Origin of the sequence: Shewanella sp. KT0246, assembly GCF_019654955.1 — a bacterium.
Classification (GTDB): domain Bacteria; phylum Pseudomonadota; class Gammaproteobacteria; order Enterobacterales; family Shewanellaceae; genus Shewanella; species Shewanella goraebulensis.
Window position 1 is genome coordinate 31119 of record NZ_BPEV01000035.1, and the last position, 17481, is coordinate 48599.

At 41.1% G+C, this 17481-nt stretch carries 16 protein-coding genes; 14 read left to right on the forward strand and 2 right to left on the reverse strand.

All coding sequences use genetic code 11. The annotated features are described in order from the left end of the window. The first annotated feature begins 27 nt into the window (after window positions 1-27). Window positions 28-345 (forward strand): hypothetical protein, encoded by a 318-nt coding sequence (locus tag K5Q58_RS16250; protein ID WP_220754950.1) that lies wholly within the window; start codon window positions 28-30, stop codon window positions 343-345. A 169-nt stretch (window positions 346-514) separates the two neighbouring features. On the opposite strand, the gene K5Q58_RS16255 is transcribed toward K5Q58_RS16250, so the two are convergent. Continuing rightward, entirely contained in the window at window positions 515-697 is a 183-nt protein-coding gene (locus K5Q58_RS16255) for a hypothetical protein (protein WP_153913104.1), read from the reverse strand. Between the two features lie 412 nt (window positions 698-1109). Here K5Q58_RS16255 and K5Q58_RS16260 point away from each other — a divergent pair, with 412 nt between their 5' ends. The 6 genes from K5Q58_RS16260 to K5Q58_RS16285 all read left to right on the forward strand — a co-directional run bounded on the left by K5Q58_RS16260 (window position 1110) and on the right by K5Q58_RS16285 (window position 7516). Next, window positions 1110-3149: a DNA topoisomerase III gene (locus tag K5Q58_RS16260; protein WP_220754951.1), complete on the forward strand. Its 2040-nt coding sequence runs from the start codon at window positions 1110-1112 to the stop codon at window positions 3147-3149. A gap of 114 nt (window positions 3150-3263) precedes the next feature. Then, window positions 3264-4142, forward strand: a complete 879-nt coding sequence (locus K5Q58_RS16265; protein ID WP_220754952.1) for a prohibitin family protein — start codon at window positions 3264-3266, stop codon at window positions 4140-4142. Window positions 4143-4325: 183 nt separating this feature from the next. Then, window positions 4326-5207, forward strand: coding sequence for a heparin lyase I family protein (locus K5Q58_RS16270; RefSeq protein ID WP_220754953.1), 882 nt, complete (start codon window positions 4326-4328; stop codon window positions 5205-5207). 182 nt (window positions 5208-5389) lie between these two features. Further along, window positions 5390-5842 (forward strand): hypothetical protein, encoded by a 453-nt coding sequence (locus tag K5Q58_RS16275; RefSeq protein WP_220754954.1) that lies wholly within the window; start codon window positions 5390-5392, stop codon window positions 5840-5842. Beyond that, window positions 5842-6828: an HlyD family secretion protein gene (locus K5Q58_RS16280; RefSeq protein ID WP_220754955.1), complete on the forward strand. Its 987-nt coding sequence runs from the start codon at window positions 5842-5844 to the stop codon at window positions 6826-6828. The genes K5Q58_RS16275 and K5Q58_RS16280 overlap by 1 nt, the downstream gene beginning before the upstream one ends. A 193-nt stretch (window positions 6829-7021) precedes the next feature. Next, a complete protein-coding gene (locus K5Q58_RS16285) occupies window positions 7022-7516 on the forward strand; it encodes a hypothetical protein (protein WP_220754956.1) in 495 nt (164 codons plus the stop codon). A gap of 275 nt (window positions 7517-7791) precedes the next feature. Here the strand turns inward: K5Q58_RS16285 and K5Q58_RS16290 are convergent, their stop codons facing one another. Continuing rightward, window positions 7792-9090 carry an alpha/beta fold hydrolase gene (locus K5Q58_RS16290; protein ID WP_220754957.1) on the reverse strand — a complete coding sequence of 433 codons (1299 nt, stop codon included), beginning with the start codon at window positions 9088-9090 and terminating at the stop codon, window positions 7792-7794. Window positions 9091-9491: 401 nt separating this feature from the next. Between K5Q58_RS16290 and K5Q58_RS16295 the strand changes: the two genes are divergently transcribed. The 7 genes from K5Q58_RS16295 (at window position 9492) to K5Q58_RS16325 (ending at window position 17333) form a co-directional block, all read left to right on the forward strand. Continuing rightward, on the forward strand, window positions 9492-10136 hold the full coding sequence (locus K5Q58_RS16295) for an MBL fold metallo-hydrolase (RefSeq protein WP_220754958.1): 645 nt from the start codon (window positions 9492-9494) through the stop codon (window positions 10134-10136). Window positions 10137-10394: 258 nt separating this feature from the next. Continuing rightward, on the forward strand, window positions 10395-11432 hold the full coding sequence (locus K5Q58_RS16300; RefSeq protein ID WP_220754959.1) for an XdhC family protein: 1038 nt from the start codon (window positions 10395-10397) through the stop codon (window positions 11430-11432). Further along, a complete protein-coding gene (locus tag K5Q58_RS16305) occupies window positions 11432-12088 on the forward strand; it encodes a nucleotidyltransferase family protein (protein ID WP_220754960.1) in 657 nt (218 codons plus the stop codon). The genes K5Q58_RS16300 and K5Q58_RS16305 overlap by 1 nt, the downstream gene beginning before the upstream one ends. A gap of 3 nt (window positions 12089-12091) precedes the next feature. Next, on the forward strand, window positions 12092-12559 hold the full coding sequence (locus K5Q58_RS16310) for a (2Fe-2S)-binding protein (protein ID WP_220754961.1): 468 nt from the start codon (window positions 12092-12094) through the stop codon (window positions 12557-12559). Between the two features lie 2 nt (window positions 12560-12561). Next, entirely contained in the window at window positions 12562-14820 is a 2259-nt protein-coding gene (locus tag K5Q58_RS16315) for a xanthine dehydrogenase family protein molybdopterin-binding subunit (RefSeq protein ID WP_220754962.1), read from the forward strand. A gap of 227 nt (window positions 14821-15047) precedes the next feature. Continuing rightward, window positions 15048-15455: a GFA family protein gene (locus K5Q58_RS16320; RefSeq protein WP_220754963.1), complete on the forward strand. Its 408-nt coding sequence runs from the start codon at window positions 15048-15050 to the stop codon at window positions 15453-15455. A gap of 129 nt (window positions 15456-15584) precedes the next feature. Continuing rightward, window positions 15585-17333, forward strand: a complete 1749-nt coding sequence (locus K5Q58_RS16325; RefSeq protein WP_220754964.1) for a hypothetical protein — start codon at window positions 15585-15587, stop codon at window positions 17331-17333. Window positions 17334-17481 lie beyond the last annotated feature (148 nt).

A 17481-nucleotide genomic window follows, 5' to 3' on the forward strand; every position in this document is an offset into this window, starting at 1 on the left:
TTAATTAATCGTTTATTGAGGTAATGAATGGGAATGGTGATTGCTTTTCTTTTATGGGGTGTGGCAGTGGTTTTTTCTGTTATCACTGTTGGTGTTATTCATCTGTGCAATAAAAAAGCTAAGCAGCGAGAGGTTAACAGCAAGTACATGCTTCATATTGTCATAAGCTCAATACCATTGTGGTTGTTGATTTTCTATTTCCCTGTTGATTATTACACATCCCATAACGATCTCGATATTCTGATAACGGTATGGTCAACCAAAACTGCACTGACAATATTGAGCCCTGCAGCCACTGCTATCGTTATTTTAGTGGTACGTACTATGAAAGCGCAGCGTGAATGATTAATAGCAAACACATAGCCTATTATTACATAGAACCAAAGACAAAATTCGCTCTGGTTGCGGGTTTAAATAGCAGGCATAAAAAAAGCAGTGTTAACACTGCTTTTTTGATCAAAATTTATAGAGCTTTGTTGCCACTTTTAGGCTGAATAAACTCAATCAAGTTTAATCAAAAAGTGCTAGTCAGCATATCGACTAACTCAGTTTCAGTGGTTGGCATTTTAGCAAGTTCAACCATTTCTGGTGAACCACCATTTAACATGTAAGCACTTGTGGTCAAATGATCATGATGAAACCATTTCCCGTTTACGCAGACGTCTGTGTAACACTTCTCACATTGCTTCAATTCCATAACGGGCTCCTGAGCTCAAAATTTGCGATAACTAAACCTATCCCAAGAATTCGTTAACAATGATGATCTGGATCAACTTTATTTCAGCTTTAATGATGGGAACTTAGATGAAACGTTTGTTTTTGGCGGTATAAAAAGTCAATTGTATGGCAATAGGGGCGATTTTATATTCTTTGTTTTTCGGTTATGAAAATTAACTACAAAAATAGCCTAATTAAATACTGAACAGCTAGATATAGAAGCCTTTAATTGTTATTTAAACTCGCTCAGGTGTTATTTATTGCCAGTTCTTTTTAAATCTAATTTCAGTGAATATTTACTGTTAATAATAACTGTAATTATATACAGTAGGAGCCATATTATTTAAAATACAGTGTTAAGAGCGCTTCCCAATCTAGATGGTTAGACTTGAATGATTCTATATATTGCCGAGAAACCAAGCTTAGGCCGAGCCATAGCTGATGTATTGCCAAAGCCACACAAAAAAGGTGATGGTTACATTATGACCGCCAACGGTGATTGTGTTTCATGGTGTGTGGGACATTTATTAGAGCAAGCCGAACCCGATGCTTACGATCCAGCTTACAAGTCTTGGCAGCTAGCTCACCTTCCAATTGTGCCTGAACAATGGAAATTGAAGCCGAAATCAAAAACACGTTCGCAATTGTCTACCTTGAAGAAACTGATTAAGCAGGCTTCGAGCTTGGTTAACGCTGGCGACCCCGACAGAGAAGGGCAGTTGCTAGTGGATGAAGTCATTTCTCATTCAGGGGTAAAAGCCGATAAGATTGCTCAAACTCAACGCCTGCTGATCAGTGATTTAAATCCTTCGGCAGTAAAAAGAGCGCTTGGCCAAATGCGAACCAATAAAGAGTTTGTGCCACTTTCAACCTCTGCATTAGCTCGTAGCCGAGCTGATTGGTTATATGGCATGAATATGACCCGCGCTTATACCATTCAGGGTAAAAAGGTGGGCTATCAAGGGGTATTATCGGTTGGACGAGTCCAAACCCCTGTACTTGGGTTAGTCGTGAGGCGTGATGAAGAAATCGCGAACTTCGTTCCTAAACCTTTTTATGAAGTGTTAGCGCATTTATTAACTGAGCAAAATGAATCATTCACTGCTAAGTGGAAACCCAGTGAAGCGTGTCAGCCATATATGGATGAAGAAGGGCGGGTACTGGCAAAAGGCCTAGCTGAAAATGTTGTTGGTCGCATTAGCAATCAATCCGCTGAAGTGACCCAAATCGAAGCTAAGAGTAAACGCCAAAATCCACCGCTGCCATACAGTTTATCGGCATTACAAATTGATGCGGCTAAACGATTCGGTATGAGTGCTAAAGAAGTATTGGATATATGCCAAAGCTTGTACGAACGTCATAAACTGATTACTTATCCTCGCTCAGATAGTCGTTACTTACCGGTTGAGCAACATGGTTTAGCACCGCATGTGATTAATGCAATCACTAAAAACGATCCCTCTTTAACGGCAAAAGCAGATGCACCAAATGCTAAGCTTAAATCTAAAGCTTGGGATGATAAAAAAGTTGATGCTCACCACGCAATTGTACCCACTGAAAAGGTCAGTAATTTAGCTAATCTGTCATCAAAAGAAGCCAAGTTATATTCCCATATTGCTAGACAATACTTAGCGCAGTTTTACGCTGCATATTTATATGACGAAACACTGGTTGAAGTCACTATTGAGGGCGGTTTATTCACTACCAAAGCTAAACAAGAAACCTCACTGGGCTGGAAACAGCTTTTTGCATCAGGCAGTTCTAGTAGTAATAGTTCTAGTCGCAATAACTACAGCAATAATGGTGTTAATACCAACAAAGAAGATGATGATGAGTTAGCAACCCTGCCTGCGCTAGTAAAGGGACAGCAATTACAAAGCCTAAATGGAGAGCTCGTTGAAAAAATAACTCAACCACCAAAGCATTTTACCGATGCCACATTATTAGGGGCAATGACCGGAATTAACCGTTATGTCACCAATGCAGATGTGAAAAAAATCCTCAAAGATACCGATGGATTAGGCACTGAAGCCACACGTGCAGGTATCATTGAGTTGCTATTCAAGCGTGGCTATTTACAGCGCCAAGGCAAGGCGATTGTAGCAACGGCTGTGGGAAGCGGTTTGGTGAACTCATTGCCCGAATCTGCTACAACGCCAGATATGACAGCGCTGTGGGAAAGTAGCCTAGATGCCATAAGTCAAAAGCAATTACGTTACGATGCGTTTATGACACCATTAATCACTCAACTGAATGAACTGATAACTCAAGCTGCTAATCGATTACCCAATGCCTTATCTGGGGTAACGGGTCCTGGTTATAAAAAGCGTCGCTCAGGTTCAAAAGGCGGTTATAAACGTAAATCATCTACCAGCACCTCCAAGGGGACTGCTAAATCAGCAAGAAACACCAAAAGCCGCAGCGCTAAGTAATTTATTGGTTGAGATTGGTTGATACATTTCACTAAATTGTGTTGTGATTTTGTTTGTTTTAGGTAATCTAGCGCGTCAGGAAATTGCTATGTTATTTAAATCATTAGGAAGTTTATGAATATCAAGGATGTTATTACCCCTTCTTCGCTTTTAAAAGCGATACCATTTTTATTGCTCATCGTTGCTGTGTTTAACTCTTACTACATCGTCATTGAAGGCCATGTTGGTGTGGTAAAACGCTTCGGAGAAGCAAAAGATCAGCAAAACCCGGGCCTACATTTTAAAATTCCTTTTATTGAAACAGTAGAAGTGATTGAAGTCCGAACCCGTAAAAATGCGGAAAAAATGGCCTCAAGCACTAAAGAACAGATGCCAGTCACCATTGAAGTATCGGTTAACTGGACGGTTAATAAAGAAGCCGCATTAGAACTGTTTAAAAGCTACGGTGGTTTGAGTCAATTTGAGCAGCGTATTTTAGACCCTCGATTCCGCTCAGCAACAAAAGATACGATTCCTCAGTTTGAAGCTGAACAATTGATTCAAGACAGAGCCAGTGCTATTCAAGGTATCGAACGTCGACTATCTGAAGAAATGGCTGATTTTCCGGTTGTCGTTGATAACATTCAAATTGAAAATATTATCTTGCCGCAAAAGTACATTAACTCTATTGAAATTAAGCAAACTGAGAAAAACTTAGCTGCGGCAGAAGAGCATAAACTTGAAAGACAGCGCCTAGAAGCATTACGCGCAGTGAACACGGCTGATGCTAAAGCAAAAGGTATTTTAAAGATTGCTGAAGCAGAGGCTCAGTCTATTTTATTAAGAGGTAAGGCTGAAGCTCAAGCGATTGAGGCTAAAGCCAAGGCGCTTAAAAACAACCCGTTAATCGTCACCTTAACTGAAGCGCAAGCATGGGACGGAAAATTACCGACTACCATGATGGGTGAAGGTGTGATGCCAATAATGGATATTCGCGAGAATCAGGCTAACTAGTTCTTAATGACTGATTCAAGTTTTCTCGATTAACCGTGAAGCGCAATAGCAATATTGCGCTTTTTTATTGTTGTTTATTGAGTACATAGTTTATTCAATATAAAGTTCGTTAATTTTTACTACTTTCGCTAATCTGTGAGCTTAAATAAATCGTTTATCTTGGGCTGAAAGGGTTAATGGATAATGGATAAATTGGGAATGCAGCAATATTATCGTAATCGAGTAATAGGGATTAAAAATTCAGCTTCAGTTGTTGCTGTTACTACACTTGTAGCGCTAATACTTGCTATTACATTGATAGGCTCAGCAAAACCTTCTTTGGCTGAAAGTGCTCTAGTTCAGGCTGACAATAGTGTTATCTCAACAGGTATTTGGCACGAAAATTTTGATGAGCAAAGTTTAGATAAGTGGTCATATATTTTACATCCTCAAGGTATTAGCATTCGGCCAAAACCGAATCCAGCTATTACTTCTGCATTACCCCAAACTTCAACCTCCGCTATGGCTCAAGATTATGCAGCTTTAATTGAGATTACAGGTGAACAATCCTATCTTTGGCGTGGTATCGATGCACTTAATCGTGTTGAGTTACAGCATAAGCCTGCATATACCAGAGAAGGCCAAACGACCATTGTAAGCTGGCAGTTTATGCTTCCTAACTTGTTCAGTGATGACACCCATCAAATAGCGTATTGGGAGTCCGATAAAACCTATCGACAGAGTTATCGATTACAACTTAATGGTGCAAGAATGAGTTTGGTATCTAATATTGCCAAAACGGTAGTGATTAGTGATCAACCTGAAACTCAAAACGTCCAACAAGCCTTATGGCAGTTTGACGATATAAAAACAAACGTTTGGTATACCGTTAAGTTAGCAACCCGTTGGTCGATGAATAAAGGCCATATACAAGTATCATTGGATAACCAACAGCAAGTCGATTTAACCTTACAAACCTTAGTTGCCAGCAATGAGAATATGTTTGTTCAGTTAGGGGTTTTACGTGAGCGCTCTGAGCGAGTCGAATCAATCTGGTTAGATGATGTGAAAGTCAGTCATTTTTAATCTGCATTACTATTTTCGATTCTTATATTCGTCGCTTGTGAGTTAACCAGCTATCAAACCAGTAAATCGGTCAATTTATGCTCCCTAATATTGTGGCGTAAAATGGTAACTTTTGATGCCAGCCTCAACCTATAATTTCTGCCATTACAAGATGATTAAACAACATCAAATAGAGGCAGGTTATGACACATTCGGTTCCTACTACTATCCCTAAAACCAAACCCGCAGCAGGTTTTGTTAGTCGCTACAAAACGATATTCATTATTTTAATGACCCTTGTATTTATCGCCATCGGCTCAGTTGTATTAGCCAGCGGTTTTACTGTGCACCATCAAGATATTCCAGCGGATTATTGGACCACCACATCCGCGCTTAAAGGGAAATTACTTGATACCGAGATTTTTATCGGCGCACTGACCATGATGCTGATTGTCACGATTTGCTTAGCGATTTGGGGTTATTGGAAATTGCACTCACTACCTAAAAAACATGCAGAACATACGGGACAAGCCAAGTTGGTGTTTTGGTTATGTACTATCGGCTTTTTTTATAACGAATTGTGGATAGCAGCCATCTTAATTGTAGTAACGGACTGGAAAAAAATTACTGCAGTGATAAAAGGGAGACAAGCATAATGAAAGAGCTACTTTACCCATATATATTGATTTGCTGGATTTTGTTAAAAACGGGCTTAGTCAAGCGCACAACGGCTAATTACATTTCAATGGTTGTGGTGGGCGTGCTGATTAACTTAGCAGTGTTTTTCGCCCATCGATTTTATTCGCCAGTGGATTTAACTGACTCATCGGTTGTGAGAGCGCAAACGGCGATTTTAAGTCCGATAACTGAATCAATCGACCATTACTACGTTGAGCATAATCAGCGTGTTGAAAAAGGGCAGTTATTATATACCTTGGTAAATAACGAAGAGAGTAATAGCTTGCGCCAAATTGAAGCTGAAATTAACAGCCTAGATAGCGAAATTAGCCAAACAGAACAAGACTTAACAAGACTGACTCAAGTTAAAAACGTGGTAGCAAAACGCGATATTGACCAATATCAGTCAACGCTCAGCTCGCTAAGGTTTGACCGTGAGTCATTGCTAGCGCAGCAGCAACAAGCTGAATTTGAAAATAACCAACTTGAAATTCGTGCGCCTTTTGATGGTGCGATTACTCGAATCGACACTGCAGCAGGCTCAAGAGTGGGTAACATTCAACTGTGGAATACTGAGACGAAGATTTTAGAAATGCGTATCCCTGATCAATTATGGAATAGGGTGAAGCAAGGCCAGTTTGCTGAGTTTTATGTTGATGCTTATCCAGGTCATATTTTTCGAGGTAGAGTACATTCAATTTCATTAGCAACAGGTGAAGCTAGAGGTAGTCATGGTAGCCAAGAGCAAGGTGTTGCTCAGCAACTTATTAATAACTCGAAAAACATTGGCCGCACCGTGTTAATTGAATTCACCGACCCTGAAGGGATTGAAATCCCCATTGGTGCTCGAGGCTCTGCGTGGATATCAACTGAAAAGCCGTTTTCATTATTAGGTCCAATCGATATGTTAGGCGCAGCCACGTTAAGACTTAAAGCAATGAAGAGTTATTTTGGCGCCTTTTGATTTAGGCACTCCTTATTTAGGTTGCCTCATTCTTAAACACTCTAATGCCGAAGCATTTTAATGATCAAATTGAGCTTGCAGGAGCTTAATTTAATCGGCATTAGTAACTTATTTGTTTGAATATTGTTGATAACTGGTTACTATTGATAGGCAAGTTAATCGTTTATAAACACAGATAAATTAGAGGTTTACTATGTCAGAAGAACAAACCACGCTAGCTAGACCATTACATGGTTTTAATAGCCCACAACGTTATTTTGTAGGTTATACCTTAGCAGTGTTAGTTGATTTAACTGTGTTGAACTTACTTGCTGAGTATTGGCAACATATCACCGTGTCGTCTTTTTCGGTAACCTTGTTAGTTGCCATTTTACTGCAATTATTACTCAAGCTAACTATTGCATTTGAACACAAGTTAGCTGATCACTTTAAGAGTAAACCGGGTACGGCGCCAAAGATTTACCGCGCGTTAAGCACATGGGCAATTTTGTTCTTTTCAAAAATTATTATGCTTGAAGCGATTAACTTAGCATTTGGTGACAGCATTACCTTTACCGGGCCGTTCAACGGAATTGTTGCCTTCTTTGTATTGGTATTTGGGATATTAATCGCTGAGTTTTTGGTTTCGAAAATTTACTTTTCACTGCGTGATAAACCGACTGACGAAGCAACAGCTGAAACTGCTTAAGATTATTTATCTTGCATGAAGGGAGCTAAAATTATTGAGGCTCCCTTTAGTTTTTGCAACTCAAATGACAAATGGTGTTAGTAAAATACAGTTGAATTTACTGAAGAATTTAAGCCAAAAAAAATGAGTAAGCCAATAAAGGATTACTCATAAAAATTCACTAGTTCACAACATAAAGGGCGGAACACGAGTGATTATGAGCCTTTATGCTTAAACGAAAATTAAATTAGTCATTCACATTGTGATCTCAAGCCGTTTTTTGACCAAAAGTCATATTATCTCAACGACTTTTGACGATTTAATGAAATCAGCTTATCTAACACTCGTTCACCATCAATACGAATACCATTGTGCTCATATTCAGATGTTAGCCAATATTGAAGGTTATCAACCAAGACCGCTGTTTCGAGGCTGTAATTCATATCAACATACATATCTTCGCTATAAATTGCTGCTGTAACGGGCACTGTGTTTTGCATTAACACATCAACGTCATATAAATTGCTCCAATCAGATTTACTGGCAATAGCATCGGCTAAGGCTTTAAGCGGCTTTAGTTGGTTAAATTGCTCAAACATCCATGGATAAATCATCTCGCCAGTAAATAACAGGCGTTGACCTTTTTGATAATTAAACTGCTGGAACTGCTCTCTTACACGGTGGGCCGACCAATTAGCACCTTGCTGATGGAACTGCTGGCAATAAATCGATTCATGCATTAAAGCAAAAATAGGGTTGGTATTGTAGTCCAAGAACTGACTAAATTGATGTAAGAAAAGCGGATTAATCTGCTTGCCTGAAGCTGTGTCAATTAATGCTTGCTCTAACAGGTAATACACTGCTTCAGGGCCTTGTTCCATCCCGATATTAACCCCAAGTAACTGTAGCATTTCAACGGTGAGTTGTTCACCTGTGGCTAATGAAACTTGGTTGTTATCTACGTATTCAGCAAGCTCAGCGGTTAATTGCTCTGCATCTTTAAAGCGGCGATAAAAGTCATTATTCTTTTTAATCACACGTTGATAGGTCGCTTTGTAAACATCATCAGCGCGGCGAGTTAATGATGGAATACCGCCGGTAATAAAGGCTTCTTTAATCGAATCTGGCGCAGCAGACAGGTAGTGCAATACACAAAAACCACCAAAGCTTTGGCCTAAAATGCTCCACTGAGTATTGTTGGTCAGTTTAAGGCGAATAAACTCAGCGTCGCGAATAATATTGTCAGCTCGAAATTGGCTAACGTACTCTACTTGCTGTTCAAGGGGTAAATGGTTCAGCGTGACATGATTAATTAAACTTGAAAGGCCGGTGCCTCGTTGGTCGAGTAAAATAACCCGATACTCTTGCAAAGCACGTTTTATCCAGCCGCTATTTTCAATGGGTCTAACTGCACCAAAACCTGGGCCACCTTGAAAATACACTAAATAAGGTAAGTCTTTTTGTTGGTTTTCAGTACTGACTATTTCACGAGCAAATACCGTTATTTTCTCTCCTTCTGGTTGCTGATAATTGAGCGGAACCGAGAAAAAATGTTTCTTTGAAACAATACCTGAGAGAATGCTGTCCATTTGCATGCCGTACCTGTGAAGAGAGACTAGAGAAAGGTAGTATTGTAGAAAGCTTAACTATCGATCACAATGAAAACTTAAGCTGAATTAGCTAAGTTTTGTTAGCAAAAGCTAATTTATGTTTGTAATTGTTTATAATCGCTTCAACTCACTCTTATTACTCACCTTTAAATACAGTTTGATTGTTAATGATCTATTCATATTAAAATAAGGAACTAAGAGTAAATTAACCTTGTTTATTGCTTAAATAAATACATTGAATGTACGGTCTATATATCAAGTTGGCATCAAGCGTTCGTGTGATTGTGTTTTTTTTATAAATATTTAAAAGATAGATCAAACTTTTTTACGCCACTTGAAGCATAATAAGCTCAAAGCAAACACTTGCTACTGTGAGGAAATAAGAAATGAAATATCAAATCATTCCAGTTACCCCGTTCCAACAAAATTGTAGTGTGATTTGGTGTGAAAAAACCAAACTAGCAGCAGTGGTTGATCCCGGCGGAGACATTGATCGCATTGTGACCGAAGTCAGTAAGTTAGGGCTTACTTTAGATAAAATCTTATTAACTCACGGTCATATTGATCATGTTGGTGGTGCTAAAATGCTCGCTAATCAACTCAATATTCCGATTATTGGACCGCATATTGCTGACCAATTCTGGCTAGAAAACTTAGCGAAGCAGAGTCAAAATTTTGGTTTCCCGCATATAGATTCTTTTGAACCAACTCAGTATTTAAACGAAGGCGATGAAGTCACTATTGGTGAGCAAACCCTAGCAGTACTACATTGTCCAGGCCATACACCAGGTCACGTGGTATTTCACTCAAAAGAGTCGCATCTTGCATGGGTTGGTGACGTCCTTTTTAGAAGTTCAATTGGCCGAACTGATTTCCCGCAATCAGATCATAAGCAGCTGATTAACTCAATTACGCAAAAGCTATGGCCTTTAGGCGACAAGGTGAGTTTTATTCCGGGTCATGGCCCTATGTCTACTTTTGAAGAAGAGCGACAGCACAACCCATTTGTGGCAGATCAGTTACTGGCTTAAGCCAGTCGATATGTCGGGATATAAAGTTACATTTTTTTACCTATTATCCGCACCTATGCAAACCAGCGAGTAGCCTGACTCGCTGGCAATCCTCCCTCGAGTTTACATGGTTTATTACATTCTTTAGCCTTCACTAATCTTTGCATTATTGACATCCTTTGTTAGCTTATAAGCTCCAACACAACAATGTGCTGGCAATGACTCGTATCTTAACTAGGCTATGAGTTAATTAAGGATTGATTGAGCAGGCAAGGATTTATGGCGCATCACTTATTATCACTATTGGATATTTGGGCTGAAAAACCGCAACTTGAATGGGCATTAGCTGTTATTACTTCGGTTGAAGGTTCATCTTACCGTAAGCCCGGTGCCATGATGTTATTTGACCCGTTAGGCAAAACTCTGGGAATGCTCAGTGGTGGTTGTCTAGAGGCCGACTTACGCCGACATGCACAGCAAGCAATTCAAACTCAGCAAGTGCTTCATCTTACTTATGATGCCACCGATGAAAACGACACGAGTTATCAGCTAGGTTGTGGTGGGTTAGTTAATATCATGATGGTGCCATTACTGGCTGACAACCATTACCTTGGCTTACCTGAGCTGCACCAGCAATTAACCCTTGGTTATCGCGGCCACTATCAATTATCCCTTAATAACAATGCCAGTCACGCTGGTGAGATGTCAGGTAGATTTATTGCGTCTGATACCAATAAGCCAATTCAAACTAACGACTTATCGAATAAAGCTCAGCAACTCACATTAGCTGAGAAAGAGTATTTATCGATACCAGTTCGTGCACCATTTCATTTAGGCATATTCGGCGGTGGATTAGATGCACAGCCTTTAGCGGCAATGGCTGCCCAATTAGACTGGAAAGTTACCGTATTTGATAGTCGCTCAGCCTATGCTCGCAGCTATGATTTTCCGGTTGCTAAAATCAATAAAACCCCACTGCAACAACTTAAAAGTGACACATTAACTCAATTAGACGCTGCTGTTGTGATGAATCACAATCTTGAGTTAGATGCACTAGCACTTAGCGCATTACAGCCCACCGATATCGCTTATATCGCGTTATTAGGCCCAGGGCACAGACGAGATAAAGTGCTAGGTTTAGCCAAGCTTTCACAGCAAGAGTTCAGTGGCTTCTTTTCAGCGCCTGCAGGACTCGCGCTCGGCGGCGAATTACCGAGCTCGGTAGCAATAAGCATATTATCCCAGTGTCATGGGGTGCTCCATCATAGCATCGGTAAAGATGATGATTTATGCCGCTTAGATAGGGTCATGGGCTAGTGACTTTTTTATCTAAAGCCCCCAAAGTGATCAGCGTGATGTTGGCTGCGGGTCAAAGCACACGGTTTGATGGTGCAAAGCTTGCTGCCACAGTATCAGGCCCAGAAGTGAAAGACCCAGATCCACAAGCTGAAAACCACAGCTTGCTGACGCATAGCTTATTGGAATTAACTCAAGCTGCTGAGCAAATAGATATTGGTAAACCTTGCGTAATTTTGGGCGGTCATATTGATGAATTATCTCCATTGGTGCCAATGAATACGCCGATACTCATCAATCAAGACTGGCAATCGGGTATTGCCAGTTCGGTGGACATGGCCGCCAAATATGCCCAAGCTGAAAAAGCTGATGCCTTGCTATTAAGCCTTGCTGATCAAGTGGCTATTTCTCATTTACATTATTTAAGCCTCTATCGTTTGTTTTGTCTTTTTGGTCAAACGACAGCTGCTTATTATCAACAAAACCCAGGTGTGCCAGCCATATTCCTTGCTGAAGACTTTGATGCCCTTCAGCAATTAACTGGCGATTCAGGGGCTAAAAAACTATTAAAACAACATTTAACTAATCAAACCTTGGCCGTCTTTCCGTTAGAGCAAGCCGCCATTGATATTGATACCAAAGCCGATCTTAGCTGGTGGTTGGCTAACAAGGAGTAAGTGATGACGCAACAAAAGCAAACACTTGAAGTGAACGGTAAAAGTTTCACCCTAGATGCAGACCCTAATATGCCTATCTTATGGGCACTGCGGGATATCTTAGGGTTAACTGGCACCAAGTACGGCTGCGGCGCTGGCCTTTGTGGAGCCTGCACTGTGCATATCGATGGTTCACCTGTACGTGGTTGTTTAACCAGCATTAAGCAGGCCGCAGGTAAATCTGTAACGACCATTGAAGGGCTTGAAGCTGAAAAATTAAAAGCAGCTTGGGAGAAACACAACGTCCCGCAATGTGGTTACTGCCAAGCTGGGCAACTTATGTCAGCGGCAGCGTTACTTAACACCACAGCCAAACCTTCTGAAGCGCAAATCGATGATGCGATGTCAGGCAATATTTGTCGCTGCGGCACTTATCCCCGTATTAAAGCTGCGATCAATACCGCAGCAGACAATCGTAAAGCGGAGGCATAACCATGACCACATTTACCGCAGTTGAAAATATTAGCCGTCGTAATGTGCTTAAACTATTTGGCGCAGTGGGCGGCGGATTAGCACTAGGAGCCTCAGGTTTAGCGTGGAGTCCTATGGCAATCGGTCAAGAGGCAAGCGCTCAAGGCAAGCAAGCACAGCTGAATATCTTTATCGCCATTGGCGAAGATAATAAGGTGTATTTAACCTGTCACCGCTCAGAAATGGGTCAGGGGATCAGAACAGGTGTGCCACAAGTTTTAGCCGATGAATTAGAAGCCGATTGGGATCAAATTGTTGTCGTACAAGGCCTAGCAGATGAGCAGTATGGCAGTCAAAACACCGATGGCAGCCGCAGTATTCGTAAGCATTATCAAAAAATGCGTCAAATGGGCGCAACAGCAAGAAGCATGTTAGAGCAAGCCGCCGCTAATCAGTGGCAAGTCTCACCATCAGATGTGTATGCAAAGGCAGGTGAAATCCATCACAAAACCAATGGTAAAAGCCTGTCATTTGGTGAGCTAGCGATTGCAGCGTCTGCTCTGCCAACACCCGCACTTGATAGTGTGGTACTAAAACCAGCATCTAAATTTACTCACATTGGTAAGTCGCCCACTATTGTGGATATGGACGATATGCTTAACGGCAAAGCTGAATATGGTTTTGATGTCAAAGTAGCAGGAATGGTGCACGCCTCAATTACTCGCCCGCCAGTGTTTGGTAGTGATGTGGCTACCTTAGATGATAGCGCCGCTCGTCAAGTCGCAGGGGTGTTAGATGTCATACAAATCCCGATATCAAAAGGTGCGCCGTTATTTCAGCCGCTTGGCGGAGTTGCCGTTATTGCAACCAATAGTTGGAGTGCGCTGCAAGGGCGTAAAGCGTTAAAAATCACTTGGACAGACTCTGCTAACAGCCAATATGACTCGGATGCCGATTTAATTGAGCTTGTAAAACGCGTCGGGGAGTCTGGCACGGTTATTCGTCAATTGGGCGATTCTGTTACTGATTGGAGTAACGATAATAGTTTGTCAGCTGTTTACACCGTACCGTACTTAACCCATGCCATGATGGAGCCGCCAGCGGCTGCGGCATCAGTGACTAAAGATAGTTGCGAAATTTGGGCATCAACCCAAACGCCGCAAAGTACTCAAAAGAATGTCGCTGGCGTTTTAGGCTTAAAAGACGAGCAAGTTAAAGTGAATGTCACCTTGTTAGGTGGCGGCTTTGGGCGTAAATCGAAACCTGACTTTAGCGCTGAAGCTGCATGGTTATCACAAAAAATAGCTAAACCCGTCAAACTGATATGGAGCCGTGAAGATGAAATTCAAAACGGGTATTACCATGCTATTAGTGCACAGCATTATCAAGCTAAGTTAGATGGCAATAACGCCCCAACGGCATTACTTGCCCGAACAGGTTTCCCGTCGATTAGCTCAACTTTTGCCGAAGGCGTAGATATGCCATCAGCAGGGGAATTAGACCTTGGTTTTTCGGATATGCCGTTTAACCTAAGCCAAATTCAGCTGGAGTCAGTCAAAGCAACGGCGCATTCTCGAATCGGTTGGATGCGCTCAGTGTGTAATATTCAGCATGGTTTTGGTGTCGGCAGCTTTGTCGATGAACTTGCTGTCAATGCAGGCAAACCCTGTATTAGCATGTGGCGTGAGCTATTGGGCAAACCGCGACATGAAAAGCTTGAAAACCAAGTGGTTAAATACGGTAACTATGGCGAGACTCTAGAAGACTTCCCCATTGATATTGGCCGCTATTTAGGTGTGATTGATGCCGTTGAAAAGGCCATGGCTAATCAGCCTAAAATCAAAGCCAATCAAGGCTGGGGTTTTGCCGTGCATCGCAGCTTCGTCAGCTATGTTGCTGTCGCCACATTAGTTGAAATGGATGGTGACAAGCTAAAGGTTCTGAAGAGTATCGCAGCGATTGATGCAGGCACAGTTGTCAACCCTGACCGCGTGCACTCACAAACTGAAGGCGCCATCATATTTGGTTTAAGCCTCGCGATGATGGGCGAAATTAGTTACAAAGACGGTAAAGTCGAGCAATCAAATTTCCATAACTATCCGCTGCTACGCATCGGCCAGTCACCAGAAATTGAAACCATTATTGTTGAGTCAGATGCCAAACCTGCAGGCGTCGGTGAACCGGGCGTGCCGCCAGTGGCCCCGAGTTTAACCAATGCCATATTTGCAGCCTCTGGTAAACGTTATCGCGATTTACCGCTGAGTAAAGTGCTGAAGATGTAGCATTAAATCCTTGAGTGATAACGATGCCCAAGCTTTATGTTCAACCTGTAGCAATAATAATTTGGCCATTGCTGCTGGGTAACTATTTGCTATATCGTATAAAAACATAACTAGGCATTTATGAAAGGGACGCAAAACGCTTGGCTTGGGCTCCTTCGTCGCTAATTTTAGCCAAGCATTTATGCGCCCCATATTGCGACGTTAGAGAGCTGTAGGAATATCGAATTATGTATCTAGGCAAGTGTTTATGCGGCGAAGTGCAAATAAAAATAAATGGTGAAATCAGTGACATTATTCACTGTCATTGTTCTTTGTGCAGAAAAAATAGCGGTACAGCTTTTGCCACAAATGGTTTCATAAGCTCTGTAGATTTAGAGATTACATCAGGCAAAAATAGCTTAAGCAAATTTTCATTTAAGCCAGGTAAAAATAGGTATTTCTGCACTAATTGTGGTTCTCCAGTTTATAGTTCAAATGAACAAGATCCTACACGTTATAGATTAAGGCTGGGTATTCTTGATTCAGATATAGAAGAACGCCCAATCTCTCATAATTTTGTTTCGTCAAAAGCAAATTGGGAAGAACTAGATGTTAAGCTTCCAAGATATGACTCGTTCGAGCCTAGCCGTAAATAGCTCTCTAACAAGTTGTTAAACTAGGACAAAAAACAGTTGGCTTTTGTCACTTCGTTCCTCATTTTAGCCAACTATATTTTGCCTGTTAACAGGGTGTTATCTTTCTCGACAACATTAGAGTCAAGCATCATGAAAAAAATAATAATTACCTATCTTCTTTGTTTTGTATGTACCACTTCACTCGCTGCATCTAAGTCAAATTTAATGAGCAATGAGGCCATTGGTAGGTTGCCATCAACAAGCTTTCCCGAAAGTGGCGCTGAGTATTGGGCTCAGAGAAATCAGGCAATCCACTTAGCTAGAAAAAGCGAGTGGGACAAAGCTATCCCATTACTTAAAAGCCTTACTCAAGAATACCAAGATGATGGTGATACTTGGTTTATGCTGGGGCATGGTTATCTGCAAACCGATCGATGCGAGCAAGCCATACCTGCGCTAAAACAAACATTGGAACTCGGTACAATCATGACAGGGCTCAAGTCGGCAGGCTCGCCGTCTAACGACATAATGATTAAAATTGCTCAGTGTTATTCAGCTTTGGGGAATAAATCACAAGCTCTTGATTGGATAAAGACAGCCCTTGAATTTAGGTGGGATGACAGAAAGTCACTTATTGGTAGTCCCAAGTTTCAAAAACTCGTTGATAATGAAAGCTATCAGCGGCTTTCGGGGGAGTACCTTGAATCAGGGTTATCAAGAAACGATGCCTGGTTGGTAGATTTACAATTTTTACTTGATGAGATTAAACGTCTTCATGTTGATACTTATCATCACGTTTCTGAAGGTGAGCTTGAACTTCAAGCAAAAGCAGTAGCACAGAATATTCCGAACCTAAGCGATCAGCAAATCGTTTTCCAGTTTATGGAACTTGTCGCTAGTGTTGGTAATGGACATAACTTTATTGTTCCTACTCACTCCAAAAAAGGCTCATTTACTCGCTTACCTGTCCAGTTTTATAAATTTAGTGATGGTCTTTATATTGTTAAAACAAATGCAGATTATCAGCATTTACTTGGGCGGAAAGTGATATCAATTGCAGATACGCCTATTGAAAAAGCAATGGAAAAGATAGCTAGTGTAAATGCCAGGGATAATGAGATGCAACAATATTGGCTAGGGCCATATTATTTGGCTTTACCTGAGGTACTAGAGGGGCTTGGCATCGTAAAAAGTGCAGAGGAAGTTCTCTTAACTTTAGCTGATAAAAATGGCAAAAATGAACGAGTCAAATTATCGGGAGAGTCGTTCAATTTTAGAGGTTTTCCTACATTACCTAAGTTAGAAGGCGCAAATGTTCCGGATTATTTACAACAAAAGAATGAAAATTACTGGTATCAGGAAAACAAAAAAGATAATTACCTTTTCGTGCAGCTAAATGCTATTGCTCAGAATAAGTCCAAGTCTATTGCACTATTTAGCAAAGAGATCCGCCAAGTCTTATCAAAAAGTAAGATAAAAAATCTGGTACTGGATTTACGCCACAATAGTGGGGGCAATGGCTCAATTTTACCACCGCTAACTAGGGCGTTGATTCACTTTGTTGAACAGAGCGAAGAAAATAAGCTATTTGTTATCGTTGGCAGAAATACCTTTTCAGCGGCACATTTATTACTTGCTGATATTAATCGCTTAACAGACGCCATCATCGTAGGCGAGCCCAGTGGCAGTAGGCCTAATCATCTTGGTGAGGCGGGCTGGTTTAAGCTTCCCTATAGTGGTGTATGGGGGATAATTTCTTCTCAATATCATCAAGCTTCAAAGGCTGAAGATCATCGTATCTGGATCGCACCTCATATTCCTGTAAATCTGTCGTCGGACAGCTACTTTAAAGGTAAAGACCCTGCGATGAAGCAAATACTCGACGTAATCGAAAGATAACAAGCCAATCAAGCGGGACTATGCTCTTCCCCCAGTTTAGTAGACACCTCCTCATCACTTTGAGGAGGCTAAAATGCCTAGATATACCCAACCAAGAAAGACATGGTTTTATCCTGTAAAATTCAAAATCAAAGCAGTCCAGCTAAGC

What these genes read in the sequence shown, in the direction of transcription:
- K5Q58_RS16250 (WP_220754950.1), top strand. Translation starts at nt 28, where the DNA reads ATGGGAATGGTGATTGCTTTTCTTTTATGGGGTGTGGCAGTGGTTTTT.
- K5Q58_RS16255 (WP_153913104.1), bottom strand. Translation starts at nt 697, where the DNA reads ATGGAATTGAAGCAATGTGAGAAGTGTTACACAGACGTCTGCGTAAAC.
- K5Q58_RS16260 (WP_220754951.1), top strand. Translation starts at nt 1,110, where the DNA reads ATGATTCTATATATTGCCGAGAAACCAAGCTTAGGCCGAGCCATAGCT.
- K5Q58_RS16265 (WP_220754952.1), top strand. Translation starts at nt 3,264, where the DNA reads ATGAATATCAAGGATGTTATTACCCCTTCTTCGCTTTTAAAAGCGATA.
- K5Q58_RS16270 (WP_220754953.1), top strand. Translation starts at nt 4,326, where the DNA reads ATGGATAAATTGGGAATGCAGCAATATTATCGTAATCGAGTAATAGGG.
- K5Q58_RS16275 (WP_220754954.1), top strand. Translation starts at nt 5,390, where the DNA reads ATGACACATTCGGTTCCTACTACTATCCCTAAAACCAAACCCGCAGCA.
- K5Q58_RS16280 (WP_220754955.1), top strand. Translation starts at nt 5,842, where the DNA reads ATGAAAGAGCTACTTTACCCATATATATTGATTTGCTGGATTTTGTTA.
- K5Q58_RS16285 (WP_220754956.1), top strand. Translation starts at nt 7,022, where the DNA reads ATGTCAGAAGAACAAACCACGCTAGCTAGACCATTACATGGTTTTAAT.
- K5Q58_RS16290 (WP_220754957.1), bottom strand. Translation starts at nt 9,090, where the DNA reads ATGCAAATGGACAGCATTCTCTCAGGTATTGTTTCAAAGAAACATTTT.
- K5Q58_RS16295 (WP_220754958.1), top strand. Translation starts at nt 9,492, where the DNA reads ATGAAATATCAAATCATTCCAGTTACCCCGTTCCAACAAAATTGTAGT.
- K5Q58_RS16300 (WP_220754959.1), top strand. Translation starts at nt 10,395, where the DNA reads ATGGCGCATCACTTATTATCACTATTGGATATTTGGGCTGAAAAACCG.
- K5Q58_RS16310 (WP_220754961.1), top strand. Translation starts at nt 12,092, where the DNA reads ATGACGCAACAAAAGCAAACACTTGAAGTGAACGGTAAAAGTTTCACC.
- K5Q58_RS16315 (WP_220754962.1), top strand. Translation starts at nt 12,562, where the DNA reads ATGACCACATTTACCGCAGTTGAAAATATTAGCCGTCGTAATGTGCTT.
- K5Q58_RS16320 (WP_220754963.1), top strand. Translation starts at nt 15,048, where the DNA reads ATGTATCTAGGCAAGTGTTTATGCGGCGAAGTGCAAATAAAAATAAAT.
- K5Q58_RS16325 (WP_220754964.1), top strand. Translation starts at nt 15,585, where the DNA reads ATGAAAAAAATAATAATTACCTATCTTCTTTGTTTTGTATGTACCACT.